This window comes from Zhongshania guokunii, assembly GCF_040892635.1.
Classification (GTDB): Bacteria; Pseudomonadota; Gammaproteobacteria; order Pseudomonadales; family Spongiibacteraceae; genus Spongiibacter; species Spongiibacter guokunii.
Map to the genome: position 1 here is coordinate 23,591 of NZ_JBFRYA010000015.1, position 24,124 is coordinate 47,714.

Here is a 24,124-nt window from a genome sequence, read left to right on the forward strand (position 1 = left end):
GCACCGTCGAGGCGCGCTATGAGTAAGGTCAACATCCTCAGCTTGCTTGCCAAAAAGCAAAGCCAGCAAAAATTTGCCGTCGTCACCTGCTATGACGCCAGCTTTGCCAAATTAGTCGAAAAAGCCGGCATTGACGCCATTTTGGTGGGCGACTCACTAGGCATGGTTCTACAGGGGCATGACTCCACCCTCCCTGTCACCGTTGACGACATGGCCTACCACACCGCTTGCGTAAGCCGCGGCTGCCAGCGCCCGCTAATCATTAGCGACATGCCCTTTGGCAGCTATAACACACCCGAGCAGTGCCTAAACAATGCCACCCAACTGATGCGCGCCGGAGCGCAAATGATCAAACTTGAGGGTGGCAGCTGGCTCTGCACTAGCATTACGCAACTCAATCATGCCGGCATCCCTGTTTGCGGCCACCTGGGCCTGACCCCACAATCCGTCAACGTTCTCGGCGGTTACCGCGTGCAAGGCCGTGAAGACAGCCAAGCACAAGCCATCCTTGACGATGCGCTTGCGCTAGAAGCCGCCGGCGCTGCAATGTTAGTACTCGAGTGCGTGCCCCGAAAATTAGGCGCCGAAATCAGCAACGCCTTAAAAATTCCTGTTATCGGCATTGGCGCAGGCAATGAAACCGACGCCCAAGTACTCGTCATGCACGACCTACTGGGCGTGACCGAGAAAACTGCCCGCTTTGTCCGCAACTTTGCCGAAGGCAGCAGTAGCATTGGCGACGCGCTAGGCCGCTACAATGACGCCGTAGCCGACGGCAGCTTTCCGGCCGATGAGCACAGTTTTGACTGATAGCAAAAAGGTGTAAACTGTTACCTTGAGGAACAATTTACGAGGTAACAATCTCGTGAATTTTTTGTTACCAAAGCATTGAACGGCCATTCCGATTCGGGCATACTTGCCCGCCACTGGCCAAACTGATCAGATTATGAACAATCCATCAGTGCTTTTAAAAGGCTTTATGCCAGTGTTTTGGTCGCCAGCCCGCGGTGTGCGCGGACTGACTTCACAGCAAACTACCTTCGCAACCGGCGAAGTATGAGATTGGGAAGTTAGGGGTATGAAAACTTACAGCACAGCCGCAGCATTAAGGGCCGCCCTTAATTCGGGAAAACGCGCCGGAAAAACCGTCGCCTTTGTTCCGACTATGGGTAATTTGCATGAAGGCCATTTGCGCTTGGTACGTCGAGCGCGCCAACATGCCGATATTGTGGTTGTCAGCATTTTCGTCAATCCACTGCAATTCGGTGCCAACGAAGATCTGAGTAACTACCCGCGAACGCTCGCCGCAGACAAAGAAAAATTGTTTGCCGAAGGCGCGCAGTTTTTATTCCTTCCTCAAGTAGACGAAATCTACCCCGAGGGAATGGACAGCCACTGCAAGGTCTCAGTGCCCGAGCTGTCTAATGAGCATTGCGGCGCAAGCCGACCCGGTCATTTCACCGGTGTTGCCACCGTTGTGGCCAAGCTTTTGAATATTGTGCAGCCAGACACCGCGGTGTTTGGTGAAAAGGATTTCCAGCAGCTTAGCGTTATCCGTAAAATGGTGCGCGATTTATGTATGCCTATCGATGTGGTTGGTGTTGCCACCGCCCGCGCCGACGACGGCCTTGCACTGAGCTCTCGCAACGGCTATCTCAATGCCGAGCAGCGCCAAATTGCACCCGTTTTGCACAAGGTATTACAGGAGTGTCGCGAGGCGATTGCCTGCGGCTTTGACAGTTATTGCAAACTAGAGCAGCACGCCAAAACCAGCCTTAACCAGGCCGGCTTAGAGGCGGACTACTTCAGTATTTGCGATTCCCGTACCCTGCGTCCGGTAACAGCGGACACCGAGGAAGTTGTAATTCTGGCGGCGGCCAAGCTTGGCACTACCCGCCTGATTGACAACGTCACCCTGAACGTTAACTCCAGCGCCGACTGGGGAATGCTGGCCAGCAATTAAGCCAGCAGCGACCGAAGAGAAAGGAACAGCGTTATGCAGTCCGTTATGCTGAAAGCGAAACTCCATAAAGCCTGCGTTACTCACGCGGTGCTCAATTATGAAGGCTCCTGCGCGATAGACGGTAAATTGCTCGATATGTCGGGCATCCGTGAGTTCGAACAGATTCAGATTTACAACGTCACCAATGGCGAGCGCTTTACCACCTATGCTATTCGTGGCGAAGACAATAGTGGCATTATTTCGATTAATGGCGCGGCGGCTCACAAGGCCAATGTCGAGGACATTATTATTATCTGCGCCTATGCTACATATTCCGAAGTTGAACTTATCAACTTCAAACCACGCTTGATCTATATGAATCCAGACAATACCGTCAGCCACGCCAGCAACGCTATCCCCGTTCAAGTCGCCTGACCCCGAGCGGGAGCTCGGCCACAAGCCAAAACTCCCGCACACCCCATTGTTCCGCCACTTGCCAGTAAGTTATGGCTAGGCACCCCTTCGCAATTTTCCCCAACATCTCCGTGAATACGCTCAGCAAAATCCTTACCCGACTTTAGTCGTAGGGGGCTTCAATCGCTGTCGCCAAGCCGTTATCCTGCAAGTTGAAAATCCGCAATTTGACGCGCCACGCCGTCCAACGATAACAATCGCGCATTTGAGAGTTCTGCTATGAGTAAAGTCAACGTACACCCCGTGCCAAGCAATTTCGCGGCCGATGCCCATATCAACCGCGAGCAATACAATGCCATGTATGAACAGTCCCTCGCAGACCCAGATACTTTCTGGTCCAACCAGGCAAAGACCTTTTTGAGCTGGGACCAAGACTGGCACACCGTCAACAGCTACGATTTTAGCAAGGGCGAAGCCAGCTGGTTTGAAGGCGGCGAGCTCAATGTTGCCTACAACTGCATAGACCGACACCTTGGAACCCGCGCCGAGCAGACTGCCATAATATGGGAAGGCGACGACCCCAGCGAATCCAAACATATTAGCTACCGCGAATTACACGGGGAAGTATCCAAGCTCGCCAATGTGCTAAAGGCCCGCGGCATTAACAAAGGCGACCGAGTTTGTCTTTATATGCCGATGATTCCCGAAACGGCTTATGCAATGTTGGCCTGCGCCCGCATTGGCGCCATCCACTCGGTAGTATTCGGCGGTTTTTCACCCGAGGCTTTAAAAGACCGCATTCAAAACGCCGATTGCAAAATGCTGATCACCGCCGACGAAGGCCTGCGCAGCGGTAAAAAAATCCCTTTGAAAGCCAACGCAGATAAAGCACTTGAACACTGCCCAGGCATTGAAAGCTGCCTAGTGGTTAAGCGCACCGGCGGCCAAGTAAACTGGCAGGATGGCCGCGACCTTTGGTATCACGACGAAATGGCCAATGCGAGCACCGACTGCCCAGCCGTCGCCATGCCCAGTGAAACGCCACTCTTTATTTTGTACACCTCCGGCTCCACCGGTAAACCCAAGGGCGTAATGCACACCAGTGCCGGCTATTTACTGCAGTCGGCCATGAGCCATAAATACGTTTTCGACTACAAAGACGGCGAAGTGTTTTGGTGTACCGCCGATGTCGGCTGGATCACCGGCCACAGCTATATTGTCTACGGCCCACTGACCAACGGCGCCACCACCCTACTTTTTGAAGGCGTGCCCACTTACCCCGACGCCTCGCGGTGCTGGCAGGTGGTCGACAAACACAAGGTAAATATTTTCTACACCGCGCCTACCGCGCTGCGCGCTTTAATGGGCGCTGGCGACGAGTACGTGGACGGTACCGACCGCAGCAGCATGCGTGTGCTTGGCACGGTGGGCGAACCAATAAACCCAGAGGCCTGGGAGTGGTATCACCGCGTAATCGGCGAACATCGCTGCCCGATCGTCGATACTTGGTGGCAGACTGAAACCGGTGCCCACATGCTTACACCCCTGCCTGGCGCCATCGACATGAAGCCCGGCTCGGCAACCAAACCCTTCTTTGGCGTTGAACCAGCACTGCTCGATAATGATGACAAGGAAATCGTCGGCCCAGGCGAAGGCCTACTCGTTATTAAGCGTTCTTGGCCCGGCCAGATTCGCAGTGTTTATGGCGACCATCAGCGCCTGATCGAAACCTATTTCAGCACCCACCCCGGCTACTACTTTACCGGCGACGGCGCCCGCCGCGATGCAGACGGTGATTACTGGATTACTGGGCGGGTAGATGACGTATTGAATATATCTGGGCACCGCATGGGCACCGCTGAGATTGAAAGTGCGCTAGTACTCCATGAAGCAGTTGCCGAAGCGGCTGTGGCGGGCTACCCCCACGACGTTAAGGGACAAGGTATTTACGCCTATGTGACGCTGATGCACGATATTGAAGGTAGCGAAGAATTACTTAAAGAATTAACGGCACTTTGCGTCAAGGAAATCGGCCCCATTGCCAAACCAGATTTGGTGCAGTGGGCTCCAGGTTTACCGAAGACTCGCTCAGGAAAAATCATGCGCCGGATTTTGCGCAAAATTGCCGCCAATGAGCTCGACAACCTTGGCGACACCTCGACGCTAGCCGACCCGAGCGTGGTTGACGAGCTTATCGAGCACCGCCTAAACCGCTAAGCGTCCCTTAGCGGCTATCGCCACCCGACGCTTGGAACCAACAATAGGCGTAGGGTGGCAACTTAATACTGCCCACATCCCCCATTACCTGGCCGCCGCTGAGTAAATCCGTCCACTCCAGCCGTGGATCGAGGTTCAACTCTGACAGGGGAATCGCCTGCGCCTCAGCGCTAATATTATACAAAGCAACGATAGTTTGCGGTGCGCGTAAATCCTTGCTTCGTGTCTCGCGCCGAATACCAAATATTTGATCGCCAAGATGCAGCGGGTATTGCGCGGCATTTGGATGAAATGCGGCCTGCGTTGAACGCAGTGCGATTAACTCTTTAAGCACGCCGAAAATTCGCGCGTGATGGCTCGACGTCGCCAGCTGCTCCTCTAGATCATCCGCCGACCACTGATGGCGATTAATTGAACGATTATGACTGGTGTGCAAAACCCGATTCTCATCGTTTTCAGTGGCCAGCAAGCTGTGAATGTAGAACGCTGGCACCCCTTGCACCGCCAACATCAGGGCGTGAGCACAGATAAACCGCTGCTCCTGATAGCCATCCTCGCCACCATTGTCACTTTCACTGCCATCAAGCCGCCGACGCATGGCGTCGAACAAACTAATATTGATTTCATAAGGCCGATTTTCGCCATTGGCCAAGGCCCGCCACGACACTCTGCCGCCGCTTTTTTGCATCACACCAACAAGGGCCTGAATCTCATCGTCGCCGAGTAAACCTTCCGCCGGACGCAGGCCGATGCCGTCGTGGGAGGCAATAAAATTGAAATAGGTGGTGCCATCTTGAGCTGCTGGCATACCCATCATCCAGGTTTTTAAGGCGCGGCTGCTACCGGTAACTAAGGTGTTAATTAATAGCGGCGGCAGCGAAAAGTTGTAGACCATATGCGCTTCATTGGCATTACCGAAATACGCCAGATTCTCCCGCAGGGGAATATTGGTTTCGGTAATAATAATAGCGTCTGGCACCGCGTGCTCAATCAAGCTACGTAGCAAGCGCACCGCCTCGTGGGTCTGCTCTAAATTTAAACTGCTGGTGCCCGGAATTTTCCAGAGAAAAGCCACCGCGTCGAGACGAAAAATCCTAACCCCCATATCGAGATAATGGCGGATAATCTTGATGAACTCCAATAACACCTTGGGATTCTCAAAATTAAGGTCAACTTGGTCATGACTAAAAGTACACCAAACATGGCGCTTGCCGTCGAGGGTTTGCACCTCACTCAACAACGGACTAGTGCGGGGCCGTACCACGGCACTTAAATCGACACTGGGATCGACTTCTACAAAATAATCTTGGCCGGGGTCGCGGCGCTGCTTGAAGTTTTCAAACCACAGACTGCGGCTAGAGCAGTGATTTATGACTAAATCGGCCATTAAATCAAAATCACGGGCAATCGCACTCACGTCCTGCCAATCACCGAGCGAAGGATTCACTTCCACGTAGTTAATCACCGAGAAACCATCGTCGGAACTATAAGGGTAAAAGGGTAAAATATGGACGCCGCTCAACACCCCACGCAGCTCCCTGCGCAGAAAATCGTGCAGGGTGTGCAGCGGCCATTCCCCTTCACGCAAAATTGAGTCGCCGTAAGTGATGACCAATGCATCACTTTCGTCCCAGTGGTTTTTATGGGCCTCAGGCATAAAACAGCGCTGGTCTAGCGCCATTGCCCCCATCATCTGATCAATTAATACCTCGCCATCCAGGTCTGGATATAAAACCTGCAAATGGGCGGCTAAGCGCGTGCGTAAATGCTGCTCGGGGCCTAATTCCGTCATTACTGTGCGAATTCCTCGTTGTCAGCCTCCACCGCGGCCAGCATATCGGCCAGCAAGGTCGGCTCGGCGCTGCCTACCCGATTCCAGCTCGGTATAAACGGTGTTTCCATGGGGTTCTCTAAAAACATATTGCCGGCTTTCACAATATTCTGGGCGAATAGCTCTACCGCTTGTTCTTCGCGGTGTAAATCTAGATCAAGGCCGTTCATCACCGCGTCGGCGCGATAGCTGTCGACAAAATCTAGGGCAACTCGGTAATAGGTTGCCTTGATGGTGCGGAAGGTTTCGCTATTAAAAACCACGCCATTAGTGGCCAGCTTGCGAAAAATCGCTTTGGATATATCAATCGACATTTTCGACAGACCACTGCCGTCATCCGCCGCCGACAAGGACTGGTGCTTATGATCGTAAACATCCGCAATATCGACCTGACACAGCCGGTTGGTGGAGTAATTGCGGTACATCTCCGACAGCACGCCAATCTCTAAGCCCCAGTCACTGGGAATACGCAGATCATTTAACACATCCATGCGCATTGAGAACTCCCCCGACAAGGGGTAGCGATAGCTGTCTAAATACTCGAGATAATCCGAACCACCGAGAATTTTCTTTAAGGAGCGAATCAGTGGCGTGACCAATAAACGACTCACTCGGCCATTAATTTTGCCGTCGGCAACTCGCGCGTAATAGCCCTTACAAAACTCGTAATTAAAGGCCGGATTAGCCACGGGATAAAACAATTGCGCAAGCAGGCGACGGTCATAGGTCAGAATATCGCAATCGTGTAGGGCGATGGCCTCGGCGCGACCCGAGGCCTGAATAAAGCCAAGGCAATACCACACATTGCGGCCTTTACCTGGCTCTTCGGGAGAAAGACCGCGCTTTTTCAGCCGAGCATCAATGGCTCGCAGCCGCGGGCCATCATTCCACAGCACGCGGTGACGCTGAGGTAGCCGACTAAAGAATTTCAAGGCGTAGCGATACTGAGCCTCATCTGCTTGATCCAAACCAATAATAATTTCATCGATATAATCGACCTTGGCAATTTCATCAATGATCGCAGCCAGTGCCGGACCTTCCAACTCAGAAAACAGCGAGGGCAACATCAGCGCCATTGGCCGCTGCTTAGCAAACTGCTTCAATTCAGCCTCGATATCACTCACCGGCCGGTCAATTAAATTGTGTAAGGTAGTAATAATGCCGTTCTGGTAAAAATCGCCCATAACTTTCCCTATATTATTGTCATACGTTCGTGGTGGTGGCCCGACTTAATCACCGGCGCCAAAAATATCCAACAAGGCTTCATTCCAGCCCACCGGACCAAAACCTTCGGTAATACGCAAGTCTCCCTGTGGTGCCACTATTTGCGGCGGCGAATGATGTGGTGAACGCACCAGCACAGCAATATCGGCTCGCTCTAACATGGCAATATCATTGCCGCTGTCACCCAGCGCGATCAGCCGCGGCGCGGGCCCAGATGGGTATAAGCAAGAAGCCAGCCACGCCATCGCCCGCCCCTTATCTGCGGCGCCCATAATATGGATAAAACGCCCGCCTTTTAGTGCCTGCAAGCCCTCCGCAGCCAGCAGCACCGCAAACTCCTGCCAGCGTTCGTCACTGTCTTCCCAGCGAATAGGCTCAGAATATTCACGCTGCAGAGCTAACTCTGCCTCTTGTAAACTTAAACCCGTTATTTTGCACAAAGTTGGTGCATCACAGTCTGCAAAACCGGAAAACTGATAGCCGTACTGTGTTCGCCACCCGTGCAATAGCGTTAAAATCTGTTCGCGGCGTGGCGCAAATTCCTTTACCCGCTGGCCATTTACTACGCTCAAATCAACATCGGCCAGCAAATCACAGCCGGCGGGCACCACCACCGCCGCGCCATTTTCAATAATAAAGGGATAGGGATTATTCAGCTGCGCCGCCAACTGATGCAACTCCGCTTGGGTCTTGCTGGTATTGAGTACCCAAATCACCCCCAATTCAGCTAAACGCGCCAAGGCTGGCAATGCTGCGCTAAAAGAGTAATTGTCGTGATCGAGCAGGGTGCCGTCTAAATCACTAAACACAAGGCTTGGGCATGTCTCAGCAGCATGGTCATCGCCTTGCCGTGGGTAGTACGCAGCGCTAATCTGACGATCCGCCGCCATCGTCATTACGCAGTCTGCGCGCAGGGGCAGCGCTCGCAAACATTGCTCGGTAATGCGCTGGTAGTGCTGAATAAAGCGCTGAATGGCCGGCGCATCCATTAACGCCGAGGCGGAACCCGCATCCACCTTCGCCGCCAATTTTTGCTCTTGCTCAAGCCGCCAGCCCTGCACACAGCCAAAACTGGGCGCCGCCAGCATTAGCAAGTAATCAATTTGAGCAAAAAGGTCGCGGTACGGACCAGCGAGCGCGGCATTCACATAACGACGCCAAGCCCCGTCGCTATCCTCTGCCGACTCTAAAGCATTCACCGGCGCCAGCAGTGCTGAGGGCTCGCAAGCCTCTGCACCCAAACACCAGCCTTCAAATATAACGAGGTCAATGGGCCCACTGATTCGCGGCCAAACTGACCGCTGAGCGCGGTCGTCGCAGGATTTATCAAAGCGCGGCAAATCCATCGACTGCCCAGACTTGAGGGCCAGTAAGGCCGTCAAGGCCTGTTTGGCAAGCGCCACGTCGTGGCTGCCTGGCACACCGCGGGTCAGGAGCAAAGGGTGTTCGGTTTTCGCCAACACCTCTCGCTCAGTCCGACGCAGATAAAAGTCATCGATGGACACCACCGCGACCGTCATCCTGTACTCACACTGTAAATACCACTGTAAAAACGCGGCCAAGGTCGACTTACCGCTGCCCTGAGCGCCATGAATACCCAATACACGCAAATCGCCAGCGCGAATACGCGGCAATACACCCTCTATAAACGGGATGAAATAGGCATGAATCTGCTGCCGATACTGCTCCGGCAAACGCTCCTGCAATAAAAACGCTGCGAGGTCCGCGTTAGACAAAGAAACCCCCTTATAACCTATAGAATTACTTCTTAAGTCGTTTGTTAAAGAACTTAGTTATAGCGCAACCGTAAGTAAGCCTTGTTAGCTAAGTATGCCAATATGACTAAGCAGGTTTCTTGCCACCTAAGGTGGGACAGGAGAAAGTAGTTCAGAGAGGTAAAATAATAGGCAAAAAAAAGAGGCCCTTAGGCCTCTTTTAAAACACATTCGCAATCAGTGCTGATGACCGCCGGCGCCGTGAACATGGCCATGGCTAAGTTCTTCTTCGCTGGCAACACGCACTTCTTCAATGCTGACATCAAACTGCAATACCTGACCAGCCAAAGGGTGGTTGGCATCAACAGTAACAGACTCGTCATCAACCGCTTTAACGACAACAGTCTGCACTTGGCCTTGGGCACCCGAGGCTTGAAACTGCATGCCGACTTCGATTTGATCGACGCCTTGGAATGCTTCACGAGGTACCGCTTGGATCAATTCAGGGTTCAGCTCACCGTAGCCATCTTCTGGCTGAACAGTCACTTTCATCGCGTCGCCGGTAGTTTTACCGGTCAGCTCACGCTCTAAACCTGGGATAATACCACCGTGACCATGCAGATAGGCCAGTGGCTCTTGACCTTTAGACGTATCAATTTCAACGCCAGCTTCGTCGGTCAGGGTGTAGTGAAAAGCCACTACGCAATCGTTAGCAATAATCATGGGAGCCTCCCGTTAAAATAAGCCGACAAGCATGACAGTTTTGACCCGCGAGGTCACGCCACGGGGCCAATTTATTGCTTATTTGCCGAGATTCGACGATCAGTCACCGATATTGAGGAAGTTATCACGGACTCAGGCGCGACCAGAGATTTCCTCACCCACCTCAACAATTCGACGCCGCAGCCAGATGTGGCCTGGGTCGTGCTGCAAGAGCGGGCTCCAAGCCAATTTAAGTTCGATGGGAATAATCATAAACGGCGGCTTACGCACTGCTAAACGCGGATCATCGGTATACAAATTGGCCACTTGGGTTGGCAGGGTGGCAATAAGATCGGGGTGCTTTGCCAATAAAGCAGCCACTTGATAATGACGGGTAAACACCCGAATTTGGCGCTCGTGCCCACATTCGGCCAAGGCCTCGTCAACCCATCCCAGACGCTGGCTGTCGCGCTGACTCATGCCTCGCCCCACCCCCATGCCAGTCTTACTAACCCAGATATGGGGCGCAGCCAAAAATGCGTCCATATCAAAGTTTTCAAGCGCCGAATTGCCGCTACTCATCAAACACGAGAAGCTATCGCGCCACACCGTGGCCTGGTGAAAAGACTGAGGCAAACGATCGAAGCGATTGATCGCCATATCAATTTTGCCTTGCTCTAAATCCTGAAAGGTCACATCACTGGGCGTGAGGATATCTAGGGTAATATTCGGCGCCTCATCGCGCAGCTTAAATAGCAGCGGCATTAGCAAAGTAGACTCCGCGTAGTCGCTGGCCATAATCCGAAACACCCGCGAACTCTCCGTCACCTCAAACTCAGAAACAGGAAGTACCGCCTGTTCTACCGCCGACAAAATAGTCCGCACCTGGGGCTGTAGCTCCACGGCTCGCTCGGTAGGCGTCATGCCTTCGCTGGTGCGCACTAACAGAGGATCATTAAACAAATCCCGCAATCGCCGCAGACCATTACTCAAGGCTGGCTGGGTAATACCCAACTGCTCCGCGGCGCGCGTAACATTCTTCTCTCGCAGCAACACGTCGAGATAGACCAACAGGTTTAGATCGATTCGCGATAGATTCATACTAAGAATAACTCCGCAGGGCTTAATAGTTTGGGGTGATTATGGGCGTTTTTTAAGCGCTCTGCCAGCAGAGACACGGGAGACGCTATACGGCAGACGGTTAACGCTTTTGCATCTCCCGTTTTCCGTCACGCATCTCCCATAATAAAAAAGGCCCGGATAAATCCGGGCCAAGCCTCACTGACAGGAAAGGAATCGTTTAAAAACTTAAGCCTTAGCTTGAGCCTTGTATTCAATACGACGGCGATGCAGAACAGGCTCGGTGTAGCCGCTAGGCTGTTCGCAGCCCTTAAAGACCAGCTCACAGGCAGCCTGAAAGGCCACGCTGTCGTCGAAGTTAGGTGCCATTGGCGTATAGCTCGGATCGCTGGCGTTTTGGCGATCAACCACCGCAGCCATGCGCTTAATGGTTTCCATTACTTGTTCTTTGGTACACACACCGTGGTGCAACCAGTTGGCGATATGCTGGCTGGAGATCCGCAAGGTGGCGCGGTCTTCCATCAGTCCAATATCGTTGATATCTGGCACTTTAGAACAGCCAACACCAGCATCAATCCAGCGCACAACATAACCGAGCATGCCCTGAGCGTTATTATCCAATTCTTGCTGAATGTCTTCGGCACTCCAATCGGGGGTTTCCGCAACAGGAATAGTCAGAATATCGTCTAGTGCAGCGCGTTGACGGCTCGCCAACTGCTCTTGAACTGACTTCACGTTCACTTGATGGTAGTGCATAACATGCAAGGTAGCGGCTGTGGGTGATGGCACCCAAGCGCAATTAGCACCAGCCTGCGGATGGGCAATCTTTGCGTCCATCATCGCCGCCATCTCGTCGGGCATGGCCCACATACCTTTACCGATTTGAGCGCGACCGCTTAAGCCACACGCCAAGCCGATATCAACGTTCCAGTCTTCGTAGGCGTTAATCCACGCCTGTTGCTTCATATCCGCCTTGCGCACAAACGGCCCGGCTTCCATGCTGGTGTGAATTTCGTCACCGGTACGATCCAAGAAGCCGGTATTAATAAAGATAACGCGCTCAGGGACCGCAGCAATACAGGCTTTAAGGTTAACCGTGGTGCGGCGTTCCTCATCCATGATGCCGATTTTCAAGGTGTTGCGCGGCAAACCAAACGCGTCTTCAACCCGCGAGAATAATTCGCCAGCAAAAGCCACTTCTTCAGGGCCATGCATTTTGGGCTTAACGATATACACACTGCCAGTGCGCGAATTGCGCAGCGAGCCAGTTTGCTTAAGATCGTGCATCGCCGCCAATACGGTGACCATGGCATCCATAATGCCTTCGGGTACTTCAAAACCATCTGCATCAATAATGGCTTCATTGGTCATCAAGTGACCAACATTACGCACCAATAACAAACTGCGGCCGTGCATAACTTTTTCGCCGCCATCGGCTGCGGTAAAGGTACGGTCACCAACTAAGGTACGAACTAGCTCTTTACCGCCTTTATTGAGCTTTTCCTGAAGATCGCCCTTCATTAAGCCCAGCCAATTGCGATAAACCTCAACCTTGTCATCGGCATCTACTGCGGCTACCGAATCCTCACAGTCTTGAATAGTGGTCAGTGCCGACTCCAGCACTAAATCTTTAACTCGCGCCGGATCATCCTTGCCAATAGGGTGCTGGTCGTCTATTTGAATATCGATGTGCAAACCATTATTTACTAGCAAAATATTGCTAGGGCTGGCGGCATCACCAAGAAAACCGACAAACTGCTCAGGCTGCTGCAATTCGGTAATCGAGCCGTCTGCCAAGCTAACCGCCAATGCGCCATTTACAACGCTATATAGGGTGGCATCTGCATGACTACCACTGGCCAAAGGCGCACTGCTGTCCAAAAATTGGCGAGCGTAAGCGATAACTTTGGCGCCGCGCACAGGGTTGTAGCCCTTACCTTTGTCAGCACCATCGGCCTCAGAAATAACATTGGTGCCATATAGTGCATCATATAAGCTACCCCAACGCGCATTCGCAGCGTTCAGGGCGTAGCGAGCATTCATTACTGGCACAACAAGCTGAGGACCGGCCAGATTGGCGATTTCCTCATCAACATTCACGGTGCTAACCGCAAAATCAGCAGGCTCAGGGAGCAGGTAATTAATTTCAGTTAGAAAGGCTTTATACTTAGCCGCGTCGAACTGACCGCGATTAGCGCGGTGCCACTCGTCGATTTGCGCTTGGATCTGCTCGCGCTTAGCTAATAAGGCGCGATTTTTAGGGGCGAGATCTTTGATCACTGCCGCCATTGCATCCCAAAATTGGGCGGGATTAATACCGGTGCCAGGAGCGACTTCATCGTTGACCAAACGATAAAGTACATCGGCAATCTGTAAGCCTGCGTGCTGCACCCTAGAATTGGCCTGCGAAGACATAATCACTCCTTATGAATTTAATACGTTCTATTTAAGAAATAGCCACTTACGATTAAGCGCAATATAGGGAGACATCCTAGCAGCTGAGGATAATTCTGCAAATTTATCCATATTATCACTGCTATTCTTTGCATGAATGCAAAGACCAAGCTGGATCTCCGCAATGACACGCCATAACAGCTATTTAATTTGCACTTATTTTGTTATGTAGCTATATAGCTCTTTAAATACCATCAAGCAAACAGCATTCGCAAAAAAAATACTCGTCATAATAACTATAAATTAGAAAAATTTAGCCACTGAGCGTAGACTTGCCAGCAATAAACCACCAAACCCGCAACAAAATAGGGACCACATATGTCAACTCTACAAGCAGACATCCAGGCAGTTGCCGCACTTAAGGAACAAGCCGGCAGCAGCTGGGACGCGATTAACCCAGAATCAGCAGCGCGCATGCGTGCCCAGAACAAATTCAAGACGGGTTTAGACATCGCCAAATACACTGCCGACATCATGCGCGCAGACATGGCAGCATTCGACAAAGACAAGACTAAATACACTCAGTCTCTGGGTTGCTGGCACGGTTTCATTGGTCAGCAGAAGATGATTTCTATCAAGAAACACTTCAACGGTAAAACTGACCGTCGCTACTTGTACCTGTCTGGCTGGATGGTTGCCGCGCTGCGCTCTTCATTCGGTCCCCTGCCGGACCAATCAATGCATGAAAAAACCGTTGTTGCCGACTTGGTACGTGAGCTTTACACCTTCCTGCGTCAAGCTGATGCACGTGAATTGGGCGGCTTGTTCCGCGCTCTGGATGCTGCCCGCGAAGCTGGCGACACCGCTGAAGAAGCTAAGATTCAAGACCAAATCGACAACCATGTTACTCACGTAGTACCCATTGTTGCCGATATCGACGCTGGCTTCGGTAACGCTGAGGCGACTTACCTGATGGCAAAGCAAATGATCGAAGCCGGCGCTTGCTGCTTGCAGATCGAAAACCAGGTTGCTGACGAGAAGCAGTGCGGTCACCAAGACGGCAAAGTAACCGTACCTCACGCCGACTTCCACAATAAGCTGCGCGCATTGCGTTACGCTTTCTTAGAACTGGGTGTCGACAACGGCGTAATCGTTGCACGTACTGACTCTGAAGGCGCTGGCCTGACTAAAGAAATTGCTGTTGTTAAAGAGCCAGGCGATCAGGGCGATGTTTACAACTCTTTCCTAGACGTTGAAGAAATCGACGTAGCTGACATGGCTGAAGGCGATGTTTGCTTCAACCGTAACGGCAAGCTGGTTCGTCCTAAGCGTTTACCTTCTGGCCTGTACCAGTTCCGTGAAGGCACTGGCCACGAGCGTTGCGTATTCGATTGCATCGAAGCCATCAATGCCGGCGCTGACCTGCTTTGGATCGAAACAGCGGTTCCAACTGTTCACGAAATCAAAGGCATGATGGACGAAGTTCGTAAAGTTCACCCAGATGCGAAGTTGGTTTACAACAACTCTCCTTCTTTCAACTGGACGCTGAACTTCCGCCAGCAAACTTTCGATACTTGGACTGCTGAAGGTAAAGACGTATCTGCTTACGATCGTGCGAACCTGATGTCAGCTGAATACGACGAAACTGAATTGGCCGCAGTTGCTGATGAACGCATCAAGACCTTCCAAGCAGATACTGCCCGTGAAGCGAACGTGTTCCATCACCTGATCACTCTGCCGACTTACCACACTGCAGCGCTGTCTACTGACAACCTCGCAAAAGAGTACTTCGGTGAGCAGGGCATGCTGGGTTATGTTGCTGGCGTACAGCGTAAAGAAATTCGCCAGGGTATCGCCTGTGTTAAGCACCAAAACATGTCTGGTTCAGACATGGGTGACGACCACAAAGAATACTACGCTGGCGAGCTTGCACTGAAAGCAGGCGGCGCGAAAAACACTTCTAACCAGTTCAACTAAGTTGAATTAAGGTGTAAGTGACGTGCCCTGGCGATTGCATACGCAGGCGCAGGGCACCGTTCAGCGCAGTACAAAAAGGCGACCCTTGCAAAAGGTGTCGCCTTTTTTGTGAATAGAATATGATTGCTCCCTACTATTTCGGCAAAAGCAGAGAATGGCTTTTAACTCAGCATTCCCGCTACTTGCTATCTCAATCTGACTAAGTGACTTCGAATATGACTGATACACCTACTTTTCTTAAAGACGCTAAAAATGTATTAAGCGACCAAGGATTTGCTACGAGTAACGTCTGGTATCACGGCACTTCGTCGGCGCTGGTTGACTCAATCAAAACGCAAGGCCTAAAGCGCTCCGGCGACAAAGCGCTAAAGAACGCCGCAAAGCAAACCATGGCAACAATCGGAAATAGCTATACCGAATCGATTGAACCGGTCTTTCTGACCCAAAGCAAAGAGCTCGCCTTTTACTGGGCCAAGCAAACAGTAAGAAACCGCAGCGTGCGCATTGAAGGCGACGAACAAGCCGTCGTGTTTGGCGTAACACTGCCAGAGGCGCTAAATGCTAAAGTAAAACCCGATGTCGGTGCGGCAAGCTTACTGCTACTAAAAGAGGGCGAAGACTTTATGGCCTACCTAGCCGCCATCTACCAGGAAAACGGTTTAGGGACACCCGAAATAGACCTAATGAAGGCAGATCGATTAGCGTACTTAAGCGTATTGGGAATGGCATATATCAACGTGGATATTGAGGCCTCATACCTAAACCTTATTACCGGCTAAACACCAACCTAGAAGGCTGCTCAACGGGAGACGCGAGATGCAAAAAAGGGCATAGTAATGCTCCACTCTCACCTCTATGACTCTAATTAAAGGACCCATTATGGACACTATATCCACCCCAGACTTATGCGATGAACATGGTGATAAGGTTCGTGTACTAGAAGGTAATTTTCGCCACTACGGTGGTAAACAACATTTTGGGGGCGAGATCGCTACCATCAAATGCTTTGAAGACAATTCCAAAGTAGCTGAAATGGTTAAAGAACCCGGTAAAGATAGAGTCTTAGTGATTGACGGTGGCGCTTCGCCACGGCGCTCACTACTAGGCGACAACCTCGCCCGCGCTGCGGCTGACAATGGCTGGCGCGGCATCGTAATTTACGGCTATCTGCGCGACGTTGAAGAGCTGGCCAATATGCCGATCGGCATCATGGCACTGGGTAGTGTACCCCGTAAAACCGAAAAACTCGGTGACGGCCGCTGCGATATAGCACTCGAGTTTGGCGGCACCACGCTCACCCCAGGAGAGTACCTCTACGCCGACCTAAGCGGCGTTATTGTGGCCGCCCAGTCCCTGACAAACAGCCAATAATCTACTAGGGTCTAATGAGACCTTCGACTGTCGAAAACCAATAAAAAGGAACAGACAATGAAACTTGGATTATTACTGGGCTACTCTGGCGCAAAGCTGGCGCTACCCATGGACACCGTCCGGCAAGCCGAGTTGCTCGGCTTCGACTCCGTATGGACAGCCGAAGCCTACGGCTCCGACGCAGTTACCCCTGCTGCATGGATTTTAGCGCTCACCAACAAAATCAAGGTCGGTACTGCCATTATGCAAATGCCGGCGCGCACCCCTGCGATGGCCGCAATGACAGCGATGAGCTTAGACCAGCTCTCCGGCGGCCGCTTTATCGTCGGTCTCGGCGCCTCTGGCCCACAAGTGGTAGAAGGCTGGCACGGGGTGCCGTACGGTAAACCCGTTACCCGCACCCGCGAATACATAAAAATCATGAAGCAAATTTTCGAACGTAAAGGCCCGGTAGAATTCGACGGCGGTATGTACCAAATGCCCTATAAAGGCCCTGGCGCCACCGGTTTAGGCAAACCCCTTAAGTCCATTCTGCACGGCGACCCTAATATTCCCATTTACACTGCTTCAATCACTCCCGCTGGAGTGAGCGCTTCCGCTGAAGTGGCGGACGGCGTGTTTCCAGTGTGGATGAGCCCAGAAAAATACTCAGTTTTGGAGCCCAGTATTGAAAAAGGCCTGCAAAAAAGTGGCCGCAGCAAAGCTGACTTCGACGTCGCGCCCTTTGTTGGCGTCATTATGGATGACAACCTCGACGGCTGCCGCGCCTTTGTTAAAGACTTTCTCGCACTGTATATTGGCGGCATGGGCGCCAAAGGCAAAAACTTTTATACCGACTACGCAAGCCGGATGGGTTACGCCGATGACGCAGAGAAAATTCAGGACCTGTATTTAGCCGGCAGAAAAGAGGATGCACGAGCTGCCGTCCCCAATGCCCTCGTCGACGAAGTTGCCCTCGTTGGCCCAGAATCGCGAATTCGCGAACGCGCCAAAGACTGGAATGCCGCATCTAGCCGAGGCGAAATTAATACCATGCTGCTAAACTGTCAGCAGCCCGACGCAATGGAAGTCATGGCGGATTGCTTCCTTTAGTGGAAGTGGGAGAGGCTTGACGGGAAACGCAAAGACCTCGCGAAAATCTGACAGCATTTACATCTGCCGTCTCGCGTCAAGCGTCTCCCTGCCATACCAAGCAACCAGTAATACACCTAGGAACCACAAATGACCGCAGTAACCCGCCGCCTTGCCATGGCCATACTCAATGGCTTTGACGCTTTTTTTGCCGAATACAAAAACATCACTCTTGGCGCCCAAGCGCGCTTCGAGGCGGCAGACTGGCACGGCGCCCAAAAAGCCATGCGCGACCGCTTGGACTTGTGGAAGCAAAAACGCGCAATAGTCGCCGAAGCCGCCTACACAATTACCGGCGGCAGCGTCGAAGATCGTAACAACTGGCAGATTGCAAAACAGGAGTATGCTGAGCTAATCCAAAACCACGACAACTTCGAAATAGCCCAGTCGTTCTTTAACTCCATATACTGCCATGTCTTTAAACATGAAAAAATCCGAGACGCCCACACCTTTGCCCTCAGTTCAGACGAGCACTGCACCCCAGCCTCGACCGAGTCCATCCTCCGCCGCTACCTTTTTGACGGCGATAACGCCGCCGACATCGCCCGCTCACTATTAAACGACTGCGAATTTAATATCCCCTGGGAAGATCTCGACCGTGACATTGGATTCATCATGAACGTGGTCAACGCAGAGTTAATTCCCAAAATCCGCGACCGCAGCAAAGAGATTTACGTTGAAACGCTCGAATCATTATTTTTTCGCAACAAGGCGGCTTATTTGGTCGGCCGCATCGTTAGCGGTGATTTCAGCATGCCCTTTGTTTTGCCCATTTTACACAGCGAAAACAAATCAATTTTTGTCGACACCGTGCTCTCCGACCCCGACGATATATCGATTTTGTTCAGCTTTAGCCGCAGCTATTTTATGGTGGACACCTCTATTCCATCCGAGTATATCGCCTTCTTACACCGCTTAATGCCACACAAAGAAATCTTTGAGCTCTATATCGCAATCGGCATGCCCAAACACGGCAAAACTGAGTTTTTCCGCTTTGCCGTGGACGAAACCGCCAATAGCGAGTCTCCCTATATTATAGCGCCCGGCATTAAGGGCATGGTCATGCTGGTATTCACCCGCCCCGACTTTGGCTATGTATACAAGGTTATAAAGGATCGCTTCACGCCCCCCAAAGACATGACCCAAGAGCATGTACGCAAATGCTATAGCTTGGTAAAACGCTGGGACCGTGGCGGGCGTATGGCCGACACCCAAGAGTTTAATAATCTCGCCTTTGATCGTCGCCGCTTTTCCGACGAACTCATTGCTGAACTAGAGAAAGAAGCGCCGTCAAAAGTGAGCGTAAGCGGTAACGCACTATTGCTAAAGCACGTCTATGTAGAGCGCAAGATGGTTCCTCTCAACCTCTATCTCAAAGACTGCGACGAACAACAACTTGAAAGTGTGATGGGCGAATACGGCAATGCCATTAAACAATTGGCTGCCGGTAATATTTTCCCTGGCGATATGCTACTGAAAAACTTCGGCGTTACCCGTCACGGCCGGGTGGTATTTTACGACTACGATGAAATCTGCCCTCTCACCGACTGTAATTTCAGAAAGCTCCCCGAGCCCAAAAATGACGAGCAAGCCATGGCAACTCAGCCTTGGTATGAGGTTAATCCGGAAGATGTTTTCCCTGAGGAGTTTCGCTTGTTTTTCTCTGGCAATCAGCGCGCCAAGAAAGTATTTGATTCACTGCACAGCGAGCTTTACGACCCCACTTACTGGCAGGGCCTGCAAGAGACCATTCGCAATGGCTATGTTGCCGATGTATTTCCCTACCGGAAGAAACAGCGCTTTCAACAGCGCGCGATGCTGTGATCTGACCCAGGTACCAAATCATGGCAATTTACTCAGTGTAAGCTTCGGAAGCTCCTCAATACCGTATTCAAAAAGTAGTGCGGATTTTTCGTTTGACGGCGTCAGTGGGGAGGCAAAGCCCACCAATTGCAAAAACATGCCCTCTTGGCTCGCAGGCCGCTCTAATACAGTAACAATTCATGCCGCCTCCGACACTGCCTTAAAGTTGCACCAAACAAAACATTCCCTATGTACTTAGTCAAGATCCGTTCCACATCATATAGCGGAACTGACTGTATCAATTATCCGAGGGAATAAATCGGATTACACCTCACTCCAATCAAATACTACCTGAAAGGTTAGAGCGGCCGCGGGCACCAGTATCAGCTTAATACGCTCCTTATAATAGGAGTTGAAGTCCCAGCCAAAAACTAACACTGGGTGACGCCGAGATTTAAGCACGAGCACCTGCTATGTTTATATCACCACTAAGCTAAGCCGTTTTCATTGTGAGCAAGCTATATTTGTTTGAGGTGCAAACATTTGACACTGCACAACAACCCTATAAAGTGTCATTGCCATTTTTTGATGAACCGCGCGGCCAGTTAGCGCACAGAGGAGAGTTCCAGTGAATAATAAAATACTCGCTATCGCGGCCACCTTAATGCTGGCCGCCTGCGGTGGCAGCAGCAGTTCAAGCAGTAGCAGCCACGCCCAGCCTCCTCAAGAGGGCCCGGCGAACGATCGAGCCACCGTGCAGGTGCTCTCGAACCGCCCCGACCTCGTTTCGGCCGGTGATGTGTTGATTGAGGTCATATTAAAAGACGCTCAATCCGCCGAAGACCTCATCTTGCGCCTCAACAATGTTGATGTAAGCAGCGCGCTACAAGCCACTCCAAACAACCCGCTGCGCCTACTAGGCCTAGTGGACGGCTTAAGCCTTGGCGAAAACACCATCAGTTCCAATATCGGCAATAGTATCACCGTGATCAACCACCCCTCGGGCGGACCAGTTTTTACCGGCCCTCATATCCAGCCTTGGGAGTGCCAAGATGGCGCTGCGGACGAGGATTGCAACCAGCAAGTAGAATATCTCTGGCTGTACAAGTCGAGCAACCCGACGCTAAGCGGCTTGCAGCCATATGATCCCGAAAACCCAGCCGACGATGTCGCCACCACCACGACCGATACCGGTGAGACACTGCCATTTATTGTGCGCCAGGAAAATGGCTATCAGGCCCGCGATCAGTACAGTATTTTCACCCTGCACAAAACCGGCGAAGACTGGACCCCAATTCAGCCACAATCCCAGTGGAATCGTCGCTTATTAGTTACCCACGGCGGCAATTGCCGAGGCGACCACGACACCAGTTCGCCCCGCACAGATGACTACGCAGGTACGATCCCAGGAAATCCGCTCATCGAGCAGTCGTATATTACCGCCCTGAGCATGGGCTGGTCGGTACTCTCTACTGCGCAGTTAAACTTGGGCCACAACTGTAATTTAAGCTATCAAGCAGAATCGCTAATGATGGCCAAAGAGCATTTTATTGAACAGTATGGCGAGCTGCGTTACACCGTAGGCACAGGTTGCTCTGGCGGCGCAATTACCCAAAACATGATCGCCAATGCATACCCTGGCTTGTATCAGGGCTTGTTAACCACCTGTACTTACCCAGATGTAATGAGTACCGCAACCCAGTTTGCCGACTACCATATGCTGCTGCGCTACTTTGGTATTACCGCCGATAACCCTGTGGCGCCAACCTCCCGCGATGGCACTGTCTATGCGATACCTCAACAAAACGAAATTTACGGTCACGTGAACGGTATTGTTAATGCCACGGTAGCTGACACCGCGCTGTTTGGCGAGGCAGTAGACCCCGCATCTGCCTGCGGCGGCGTGAGCGCTGAAGAGCGCTTTGATCAAGACACCAATCCCGGCGGCGTGCGCTGCGATGTAATTAGCTTTATGGAAAATATGGTTGGTGAGCGCGAGCGCGTCCCTGCTGCCGATCCGCTGAGCGACCGCTGGTCACAAATTGAAAAAGATCTTGGCTATGGTTTTGCCGGATTCCCACTGGGTAACGAAGGCGTACAGTACGGCTTAATCCCTCTGCAAGAAGGCACTATCAGTCCTGCACAATTTTTAGCCTTGAACACAAATATCGGCGGTTTAGACCCTAGCTTGAATGTGACCGCGGGCCGTATGAAAGCAGATTACCCAGCGCTGCCCAATGCCTACCGGACCGGCATTTTGAATACCATAGTGAATATGGATACTGTGCCGATTATAAATATGACTGGGCCTGATCCAGGTGCGGCACACGACGCCGTGCACGGCTATTGGGTGCGCTGGCGTCTTGAACGTGAATTTGGTCACCGCGACAACTTTGTACACTGGGGCGGCCTTACCGCCTTGGTCGGTGATCTCAACTATATGAATCAGTCACTGGTCGCAATGGCGTCTTGGTTAGACGCCATTGAGGCAGATACTAGTGTGACGCCACTGGCCCAGAAAATCATTACCAACAAGCCCGCCGACGTGCAAGACCAGTGTAGCGGCGTACCCGGCGAAATGTGTCCAGAGGAGTTGATGACGGTATTTGGCACGCCTCGCACCCAAGCCGGCGCTGACAAATACGGCGATCAAATACAGTGTCAGTTAAAACCCTTTAGCCGTGCGGATAATTACGGACTGGGTAATACCGTTTGGCAGGAAGCAGACTGGCTGCTACTGGAGCAAACCTTTACAACTGGCGTTTGCGACTGGTCTAAGCGGCCATTGGAGTGGCAGCGCACGGTGACATGGCTAAAGTATCAAGATGATAAAGGCGACGTGATTACCGGTGGCGAGCAGATGACACCCGCTGATTTCCCAGCGGGCTGGGCAAGCCCCGCCTTTTCTAAAACATGGGAACCCGGCTGGCAGCAACCCTGAAACCTAATTAGCTAATGACTGAGGTAATAGCGCTTTGCGCACAAACTGCCCACCTTGAACTCAGTGAGATGATAAAGCACAGCAATAAAAAAGGGCGCCGATGGCGCCCTTTTTTATACATAGCCGCTTAATTAAAACTGTAAGCGGGCATTTACGCCGATCTCATCAGTATCTAAATCGCCGATAAAACTGCGGCTTATATTGGCGCCAACTGAAAACTGCGGCACCACATAAACTCGAATTCCCGCACCTAAAACGGCACCGGTATCTGAGTCACCGTAATCTGCATCTTGGTAGGCCAAGCCACCCATCAAATTACCTTCAATATTATTGGTCAACCAGGTTCTGGTCATGGCGCTACCCGTCAGCGTATCGACATCCACATTATCAAAGGCAGGATTTTTGCTATCTGACTCGGCAAAACTATAGTCCAGCGCCAAAACCAAATCACTGCGTTCCGACATTCTCATGGGGTGACCGACACCAATGCTGACCGTATCGAACTCCAAGTTTTTATTAACATCGAGATTACCCAAGGAGCCTCGAATGAAAATATTTTTATCCAGCGCTAGAGAGCCGCCACCATAAATATAATCGGCGTCTTCATTGTCGATATCCACATCAGCAAAACCGCCCTCAACATAGGTGTAGCTAAAGTCTTTGGCGTATAGCGGGCTTGCGCCAATAACACCTAAGATACCTACGGCTAGTAATACTTTTTGCTTATTTAACATCATCATCTATCTCCGTTGCGTTGATACCGGATTTAGACTGGAGATTAAGACACAGTTCCTAGATTTCAGAGAGAGTGTGACTTATCTACATAAACAGTTGAAAACAAAGACATTAAGGGAACTTAGTTACAATTGGCCTGCCCAACTACGCTTCCAACAAAAAAGTGACCGGGCCGTCATTAAGCAAACTGATCTGCATATCAGCGCCAAACTGACCACTGGCAACCACACCATGCTGAGCTCGCAATTCAGTTAGCGCAAACTCATACAGCATCTCTGCACGAACCGGTTCTGCTGCTGTCGAGAAGCCTGGCCGCCGGCCTTTTTTAGTATCCGCTGCCAAAGTAAATTGGGAAACCAATAACACCCCCCCGGCAACGTCGACCACAGACTGATTCATTTTACCGTCGCTATCGGAAAACACTCGATACTGAAGCAAACGCGTCATCATTTTACTTATCGCGGCTTCGTCATCGTGCTTTTCTAGCCCTAAAAAAACCAACAAACCCTGCGCAATCTCACCAACACACCCACCATCAACTTCCACGCGGGCAAATTTAACCCGCTGCAATAACGCTTTCATTGAAACCTATATTATAAATTTACAAAAAATTGATTAGCCGTAAAGCCATGCGGCGCCCCAAAGGC

Annotated in this window: 18 protein-coding genes; 10 read left to right on the forward strand and 8 right to left on the reverse strand. The window is 51.6% G+C overall.

Annotated features, from left to right (window positions below; translation table 11 throughout):
- Positions 1-18: 18 nt before the first annotated feature.
- The 4 genes from panB to acs all read left to right on the forward strand — a co-directional run bounded on the left by panB (position 19) and on the right by acs (position 4,573).
- Positions 19-810, forward strand: a complete 792-nt coding sequence (gene panB, locus AB4876_RS15345; RefSeq protein WP_368382632.1) for a 3-methyl-2-oxobutanoate hydroxymethyltransferase — start codon at positions 19-21, stop codon at positions 808-810.
- A gap of 268 nt (positions 811-1,078) precedes the next feature.
- The gene (panC, locus tag AB4876_RS15350; protein WP_368382633.1) at positions 1,079-1,963 is read left to right on the forward strand and encodes a pantoate--beta-alanine ligase; all 885 of its coding nucleotides are present in this window, start codon (positions 1,079-1,081) and stop codon (positions 1,961-1,963) included.
- Between the two features lie 33 nt (positions 1,964-1,996).
- On the forward strand, positions 1,997-2,377 hold the full coding sequence (gene panD / locus AB4876_RS15355) for an aspartate 1-decarboxylase (RefSeq protein ID WP_368382634.1): 381 nt from the start codon (positions 1,997-1,999) through the stop codon (positions 2,375-2,377).
- A gap of 258 nt (positions 2,378-2,635) precedes the next feature.
- Positions 2,636-4,573: an acetate--CoA ligase gene (gene acs, locus AB4876_RS15360; protein WP_368382635.1), complete on the forward strand. Its 1,938-nt coding sequence runs from the start codon at positions 2,636-2,638 to the stop codon at positions 4,571-4,573.
- A gap of 7 nt (positions 4,574-4,580) precedes the next feature.
- Here the strand turns inward: acs and AB4876_RS15365 are convergent, their stop codons facing one another.
- The 6 genes from AB4876_RS15365 to AB4876_RS15390 form a co-directional block, all read right to left on the reverse strand.
- Positions 4,581-6,365 (reverse strand): alpha-amylase family glycosyl hydrolase, encoded by a 1,785-nt coding sequence (locus AB4876_RS15365; protein ID WP_368382636.1) that lies wholly within the window; start codon positions 6,363-6,365, stop codon positions 4,581-4,583.
- Complete coding sequence (locus AB4876_RS15370; RefSeq protein ID WP_368382637.1) at positions 6,365-7,588, reverse strand: glycosyltransferase family protein; 1,224 nt, start codon at positions 7,586-7,588, stop codon at positions 6,365-6,367. The genes AB4876_RS15365 and AB4876_RS15370 overlap by 1 nt, the downstream gene beginning before the upstream one ends.
- A 45-nt stretch (positions 7,589-7,633) precedes the next feature.
- Positions 7,634-9,364 (reverse strand): HAD-IIB family hydrolase, encoded by a 1,731-nt coding sequence (locus AB4876_RS15375; RefSeq protein ID WP_368382638.1) that lies wholly within the window; start codon positions 9,362-9,364, stop codon positions 7,634-7,636.
- 216 nt (positions 9,365-9,580) lie between these two features.
- The gene (locus AB4876_RS15380) at positions 9,581-10,066 is read right to left on the reverse strand and encodes an FKBP-type peptidyl-prolyl cis-trans isomerase (protein WP_368382639.1); all 486 of its coding nucleotides are present in this window, start codon (positions 10,064-10,066) and stop codon (positions 9,581-9,583) included.
- A gap of 132 nt (positions 10,067-10,198) precedes the next feature.
- Complete coding sequence (locus AB4876_RS15385; RefSeq protein ID WP_368382640.1) at positions 10,199-11,146, reverse strand: LysR family transcriptional regulator; 948 nt, start codon at positions 11,144-11,146, stop codon at positions 10,199-10,201.
- 207 nt (positions 11,147-11,353) lie between these two features.
- The gene (locus AB4876_RS15390; protein ID WP_368382641.1) at positions 11,354-13,540 is read right to left on the reverse strand and encodes a malate synthase G; all 2,187 of its coding nucleotides are present in this window, start codon (positions 13,538-13,540) and stop codon (positions 11,354-11,356) included.
- A 357-nt stretch (positions 13,541-13,897) separates the two neighbouring features.
- On the opposite strand from AB4876_RS15390, the gene AB4876_RS15395 reads away from it, so the two are divergent.
- The 6 genes from AB4876_RS15395 (at position 13,898) to AB4876_RS15420 (ending at position 22,742) form a co-directional block, all read left to right on the forward strand.
- Positions 13,898-15,496: an isocitrate lyase gene (locus tag AB4876_RS15395; RefSeq protein ID WP_368382642.1), complete on the forward strand. Its 1,599-nt coding sequence runs from the start codon at positions 13,898-13,900 to the stop codon at positions 15,494-15,496.
- Positions 15,497-15,711: 215 nt separating this feature from the next.
- Positions 15,712-16,275 carry a hypothetical protein gene (locus AB4876_RS15400; RefSeq protein WP_368382643.1) on the forward strand — a complete coding sequence of 188 codons (564 nt, stop codon included), beginning with the start codon at positions 15,712-15,714 and terminating at the stop codon, positions 16,273-16,275.
- A 100-nt stretch (positions 16,276-16,375) separates the two neighbouring features.
- Positions 16,376-16,867, forward strand: coding sequence for a ribonuclease E activity regulator RraA (rraA, locus tag AB4876_RS15405; protein WP_368382644.1), 492 nt, complete (start codon positions 16,376-16,378; stop codon positions 16,865-16,867).
- 57 nt (positions 16,868-16,924) lie between these two features.
- Positions 16,925-17,959, forward strand: a complete 1,035-nt coding sequence (locus tag AB4876_RS15410) for an LLM class F420-dependent oxidoreductase (RefSeq protein ID WP_368382645.1) — start codon at positions 16,925-16,927, stop codon at positions 17,957-17,959.
- Positions 17,960-18,088: 129 nt separating this feature from the next.
- Positions 18,089-19,822, forward strand: a complete 1,734-nt coding sequence (gene aceK, locus AB4876_RS15415; protein WP_368382646.1) for a bifunctional isocitrate dehydrogenase kinase/phosphatase — start codon at positions 18,089-18,091, stop codon at positions 19,820-19,822.
- A 607-nt stretch (positions 19,823-20,429) separates the two neighbouring features.
- Complete coding sequence (locus tag AB4876_RS15420) at positions 20,430-22,742, forward strand: DUF6351 family protein (protein WP_368382647.1); 2,313 nt, start codon at positions 20,430-20,432, stop codon at positions 22,740-22,742.
- 131 nt (positions 22,743-22,873) lie between these two features.
- Here the strand turns inward: AB4876_RS15420 and AB4876_RS15425 are convergent, their stop codons facing one another.
- Entirely contained in the window at positions 22,874-23,482 is a 609-nt protein-coding gene (locus AB4876_RS15425) for an outer membrane beta-barrel protein (RefSeq protein ID WP_368382648.1), read from the reverse strand.
- Between the two features lie 139 nt (positions 23,483-23,621).
- The gene (gene dtd, locus AB4876_RS15430) at positions 23,622-24,059 is read right to left on the reverse strand and encodes a D-aminoacyl-tRNA deacylase (protein ID WP_368382649.1); all 438 of its coding nucleotides are present in this window, start codon (positions 24,057-24,059) and stop codon (positions 23,622-23,624) included.
- Positions 24,060-24,124 lie beyond the last annotated feature (65 nt).

Excerpts from the sequence above, each read along its gene's own strand:
- AB4876_RS15365 (WP_368382636.1), bottom strand. The coding sequence starts at position 6,365 with ATGACGGAATTAGGCCCCGAGCAGCATTTACGCACGCGCTTAGCCGCC.
- aceK (WP_368382646.1), top strand. The coding sequence starts at position 18,089 with ATGACCGCAGTAACCCGCCGCCTTGCCATGGCCATACTCAATGGCTTT.
- AB4876_RS15390 (WP_368382641.1), bottom strand. The coding sequence starts at position 13,540 with ATGTCTTCGCAGGCCAATTCTAGGGTGCAGCACGCAGGCTTACAGATT.
- AB4876_RS15370 (WP_368382637.1), bottom strand. The coding sequence starts at position 7,588 with ATGGGCGATTTTTACCAGAACGGCATTATTACTACCTTACACAATTTA.
- AB4876_RS15395 (WP_368382642.1), top strand. The coding sequence starts at position 13,898 with ATGTCAACTCTACAAGCAGACATCCAGGCAGTTGCCGCACTTAAGGAA.
- AB4876_RS15400 (WP_368382643.1), top strand. The coding sequence starts at position 15,712 with ATGACTGATACACCTACTTTTCTTAAAGACGCTAAAAATGTATTAAGC.
- panC (WP_368382633.1), top strand. The coding sequence starts at position 1,079 with ATGAAAACTTACAGCACAGCCGCAGCATTAAGGGCCGCCCTTAATTCG.
- panB (WP_368382632.1), top strand. The coding sequence starts at position 19 with ATGAGTAAGGTCAACATCCTCAGCTTGCTTGCCAAAAAGCAAAGCCAG.
- AB4876_RS15385 (WP_368382640.1), bottom strand. The coding sequence starts at position 11,146 with ATGAATCTATCGCGAATCGATCTAAACCTGTTGGTCTATCTCGACGTG.
- acs (WP_368382635.1), top strand. The coding sequence starts at position 2,636 with ATGAGTAAAGTCAACGTACACCCCGTGCCAAGCAATTTCGCGGCCGAT.
- AB4876_RS15425 (WP_368382648.1), bottom strand. The coding sequence starts at position 23,482 with ATGATGATGTTAAATAAGCAAAAAGTATTACTAGCCGTAGGTATCTTA.
- panD (WP_368382634.1), top strand. The coding sequence starts at position 1,997 with ATGCAGTCCGTTATGCTGAAAGCGAAACTCCATAAAGCCTGCGTTACT.
- AB4876_RS15380 (WP_368382639.1), bottom strand. The coding sequence starts at position 10,066 with ATGATTATTGCTAACGATTGCGTAGTGGCTTTTCACTACACCCTGACC.
- rraA (WP_368382644.1), top strand. The coding sequence starts at position 16,376 with ATGGACACTATATCCACCCCAGACTTATGCGATGAACATGGTGATAAG.
- dtd (WP_368382649.1), bottom strand. The coding sequence starts at position 24,059 with ATGAAAGCGTTATTGCAGCGGGTTAAATTTGCCCGCGTGGAAGTTGAT.
- AB4876_RS15410 (WP_368382645.1), top strand. The coding sequence starts at position 16,925 with ATGAAACTTGGATTATTACTGGGCTACTCTGGCGCAAAGCTGGCGCTA.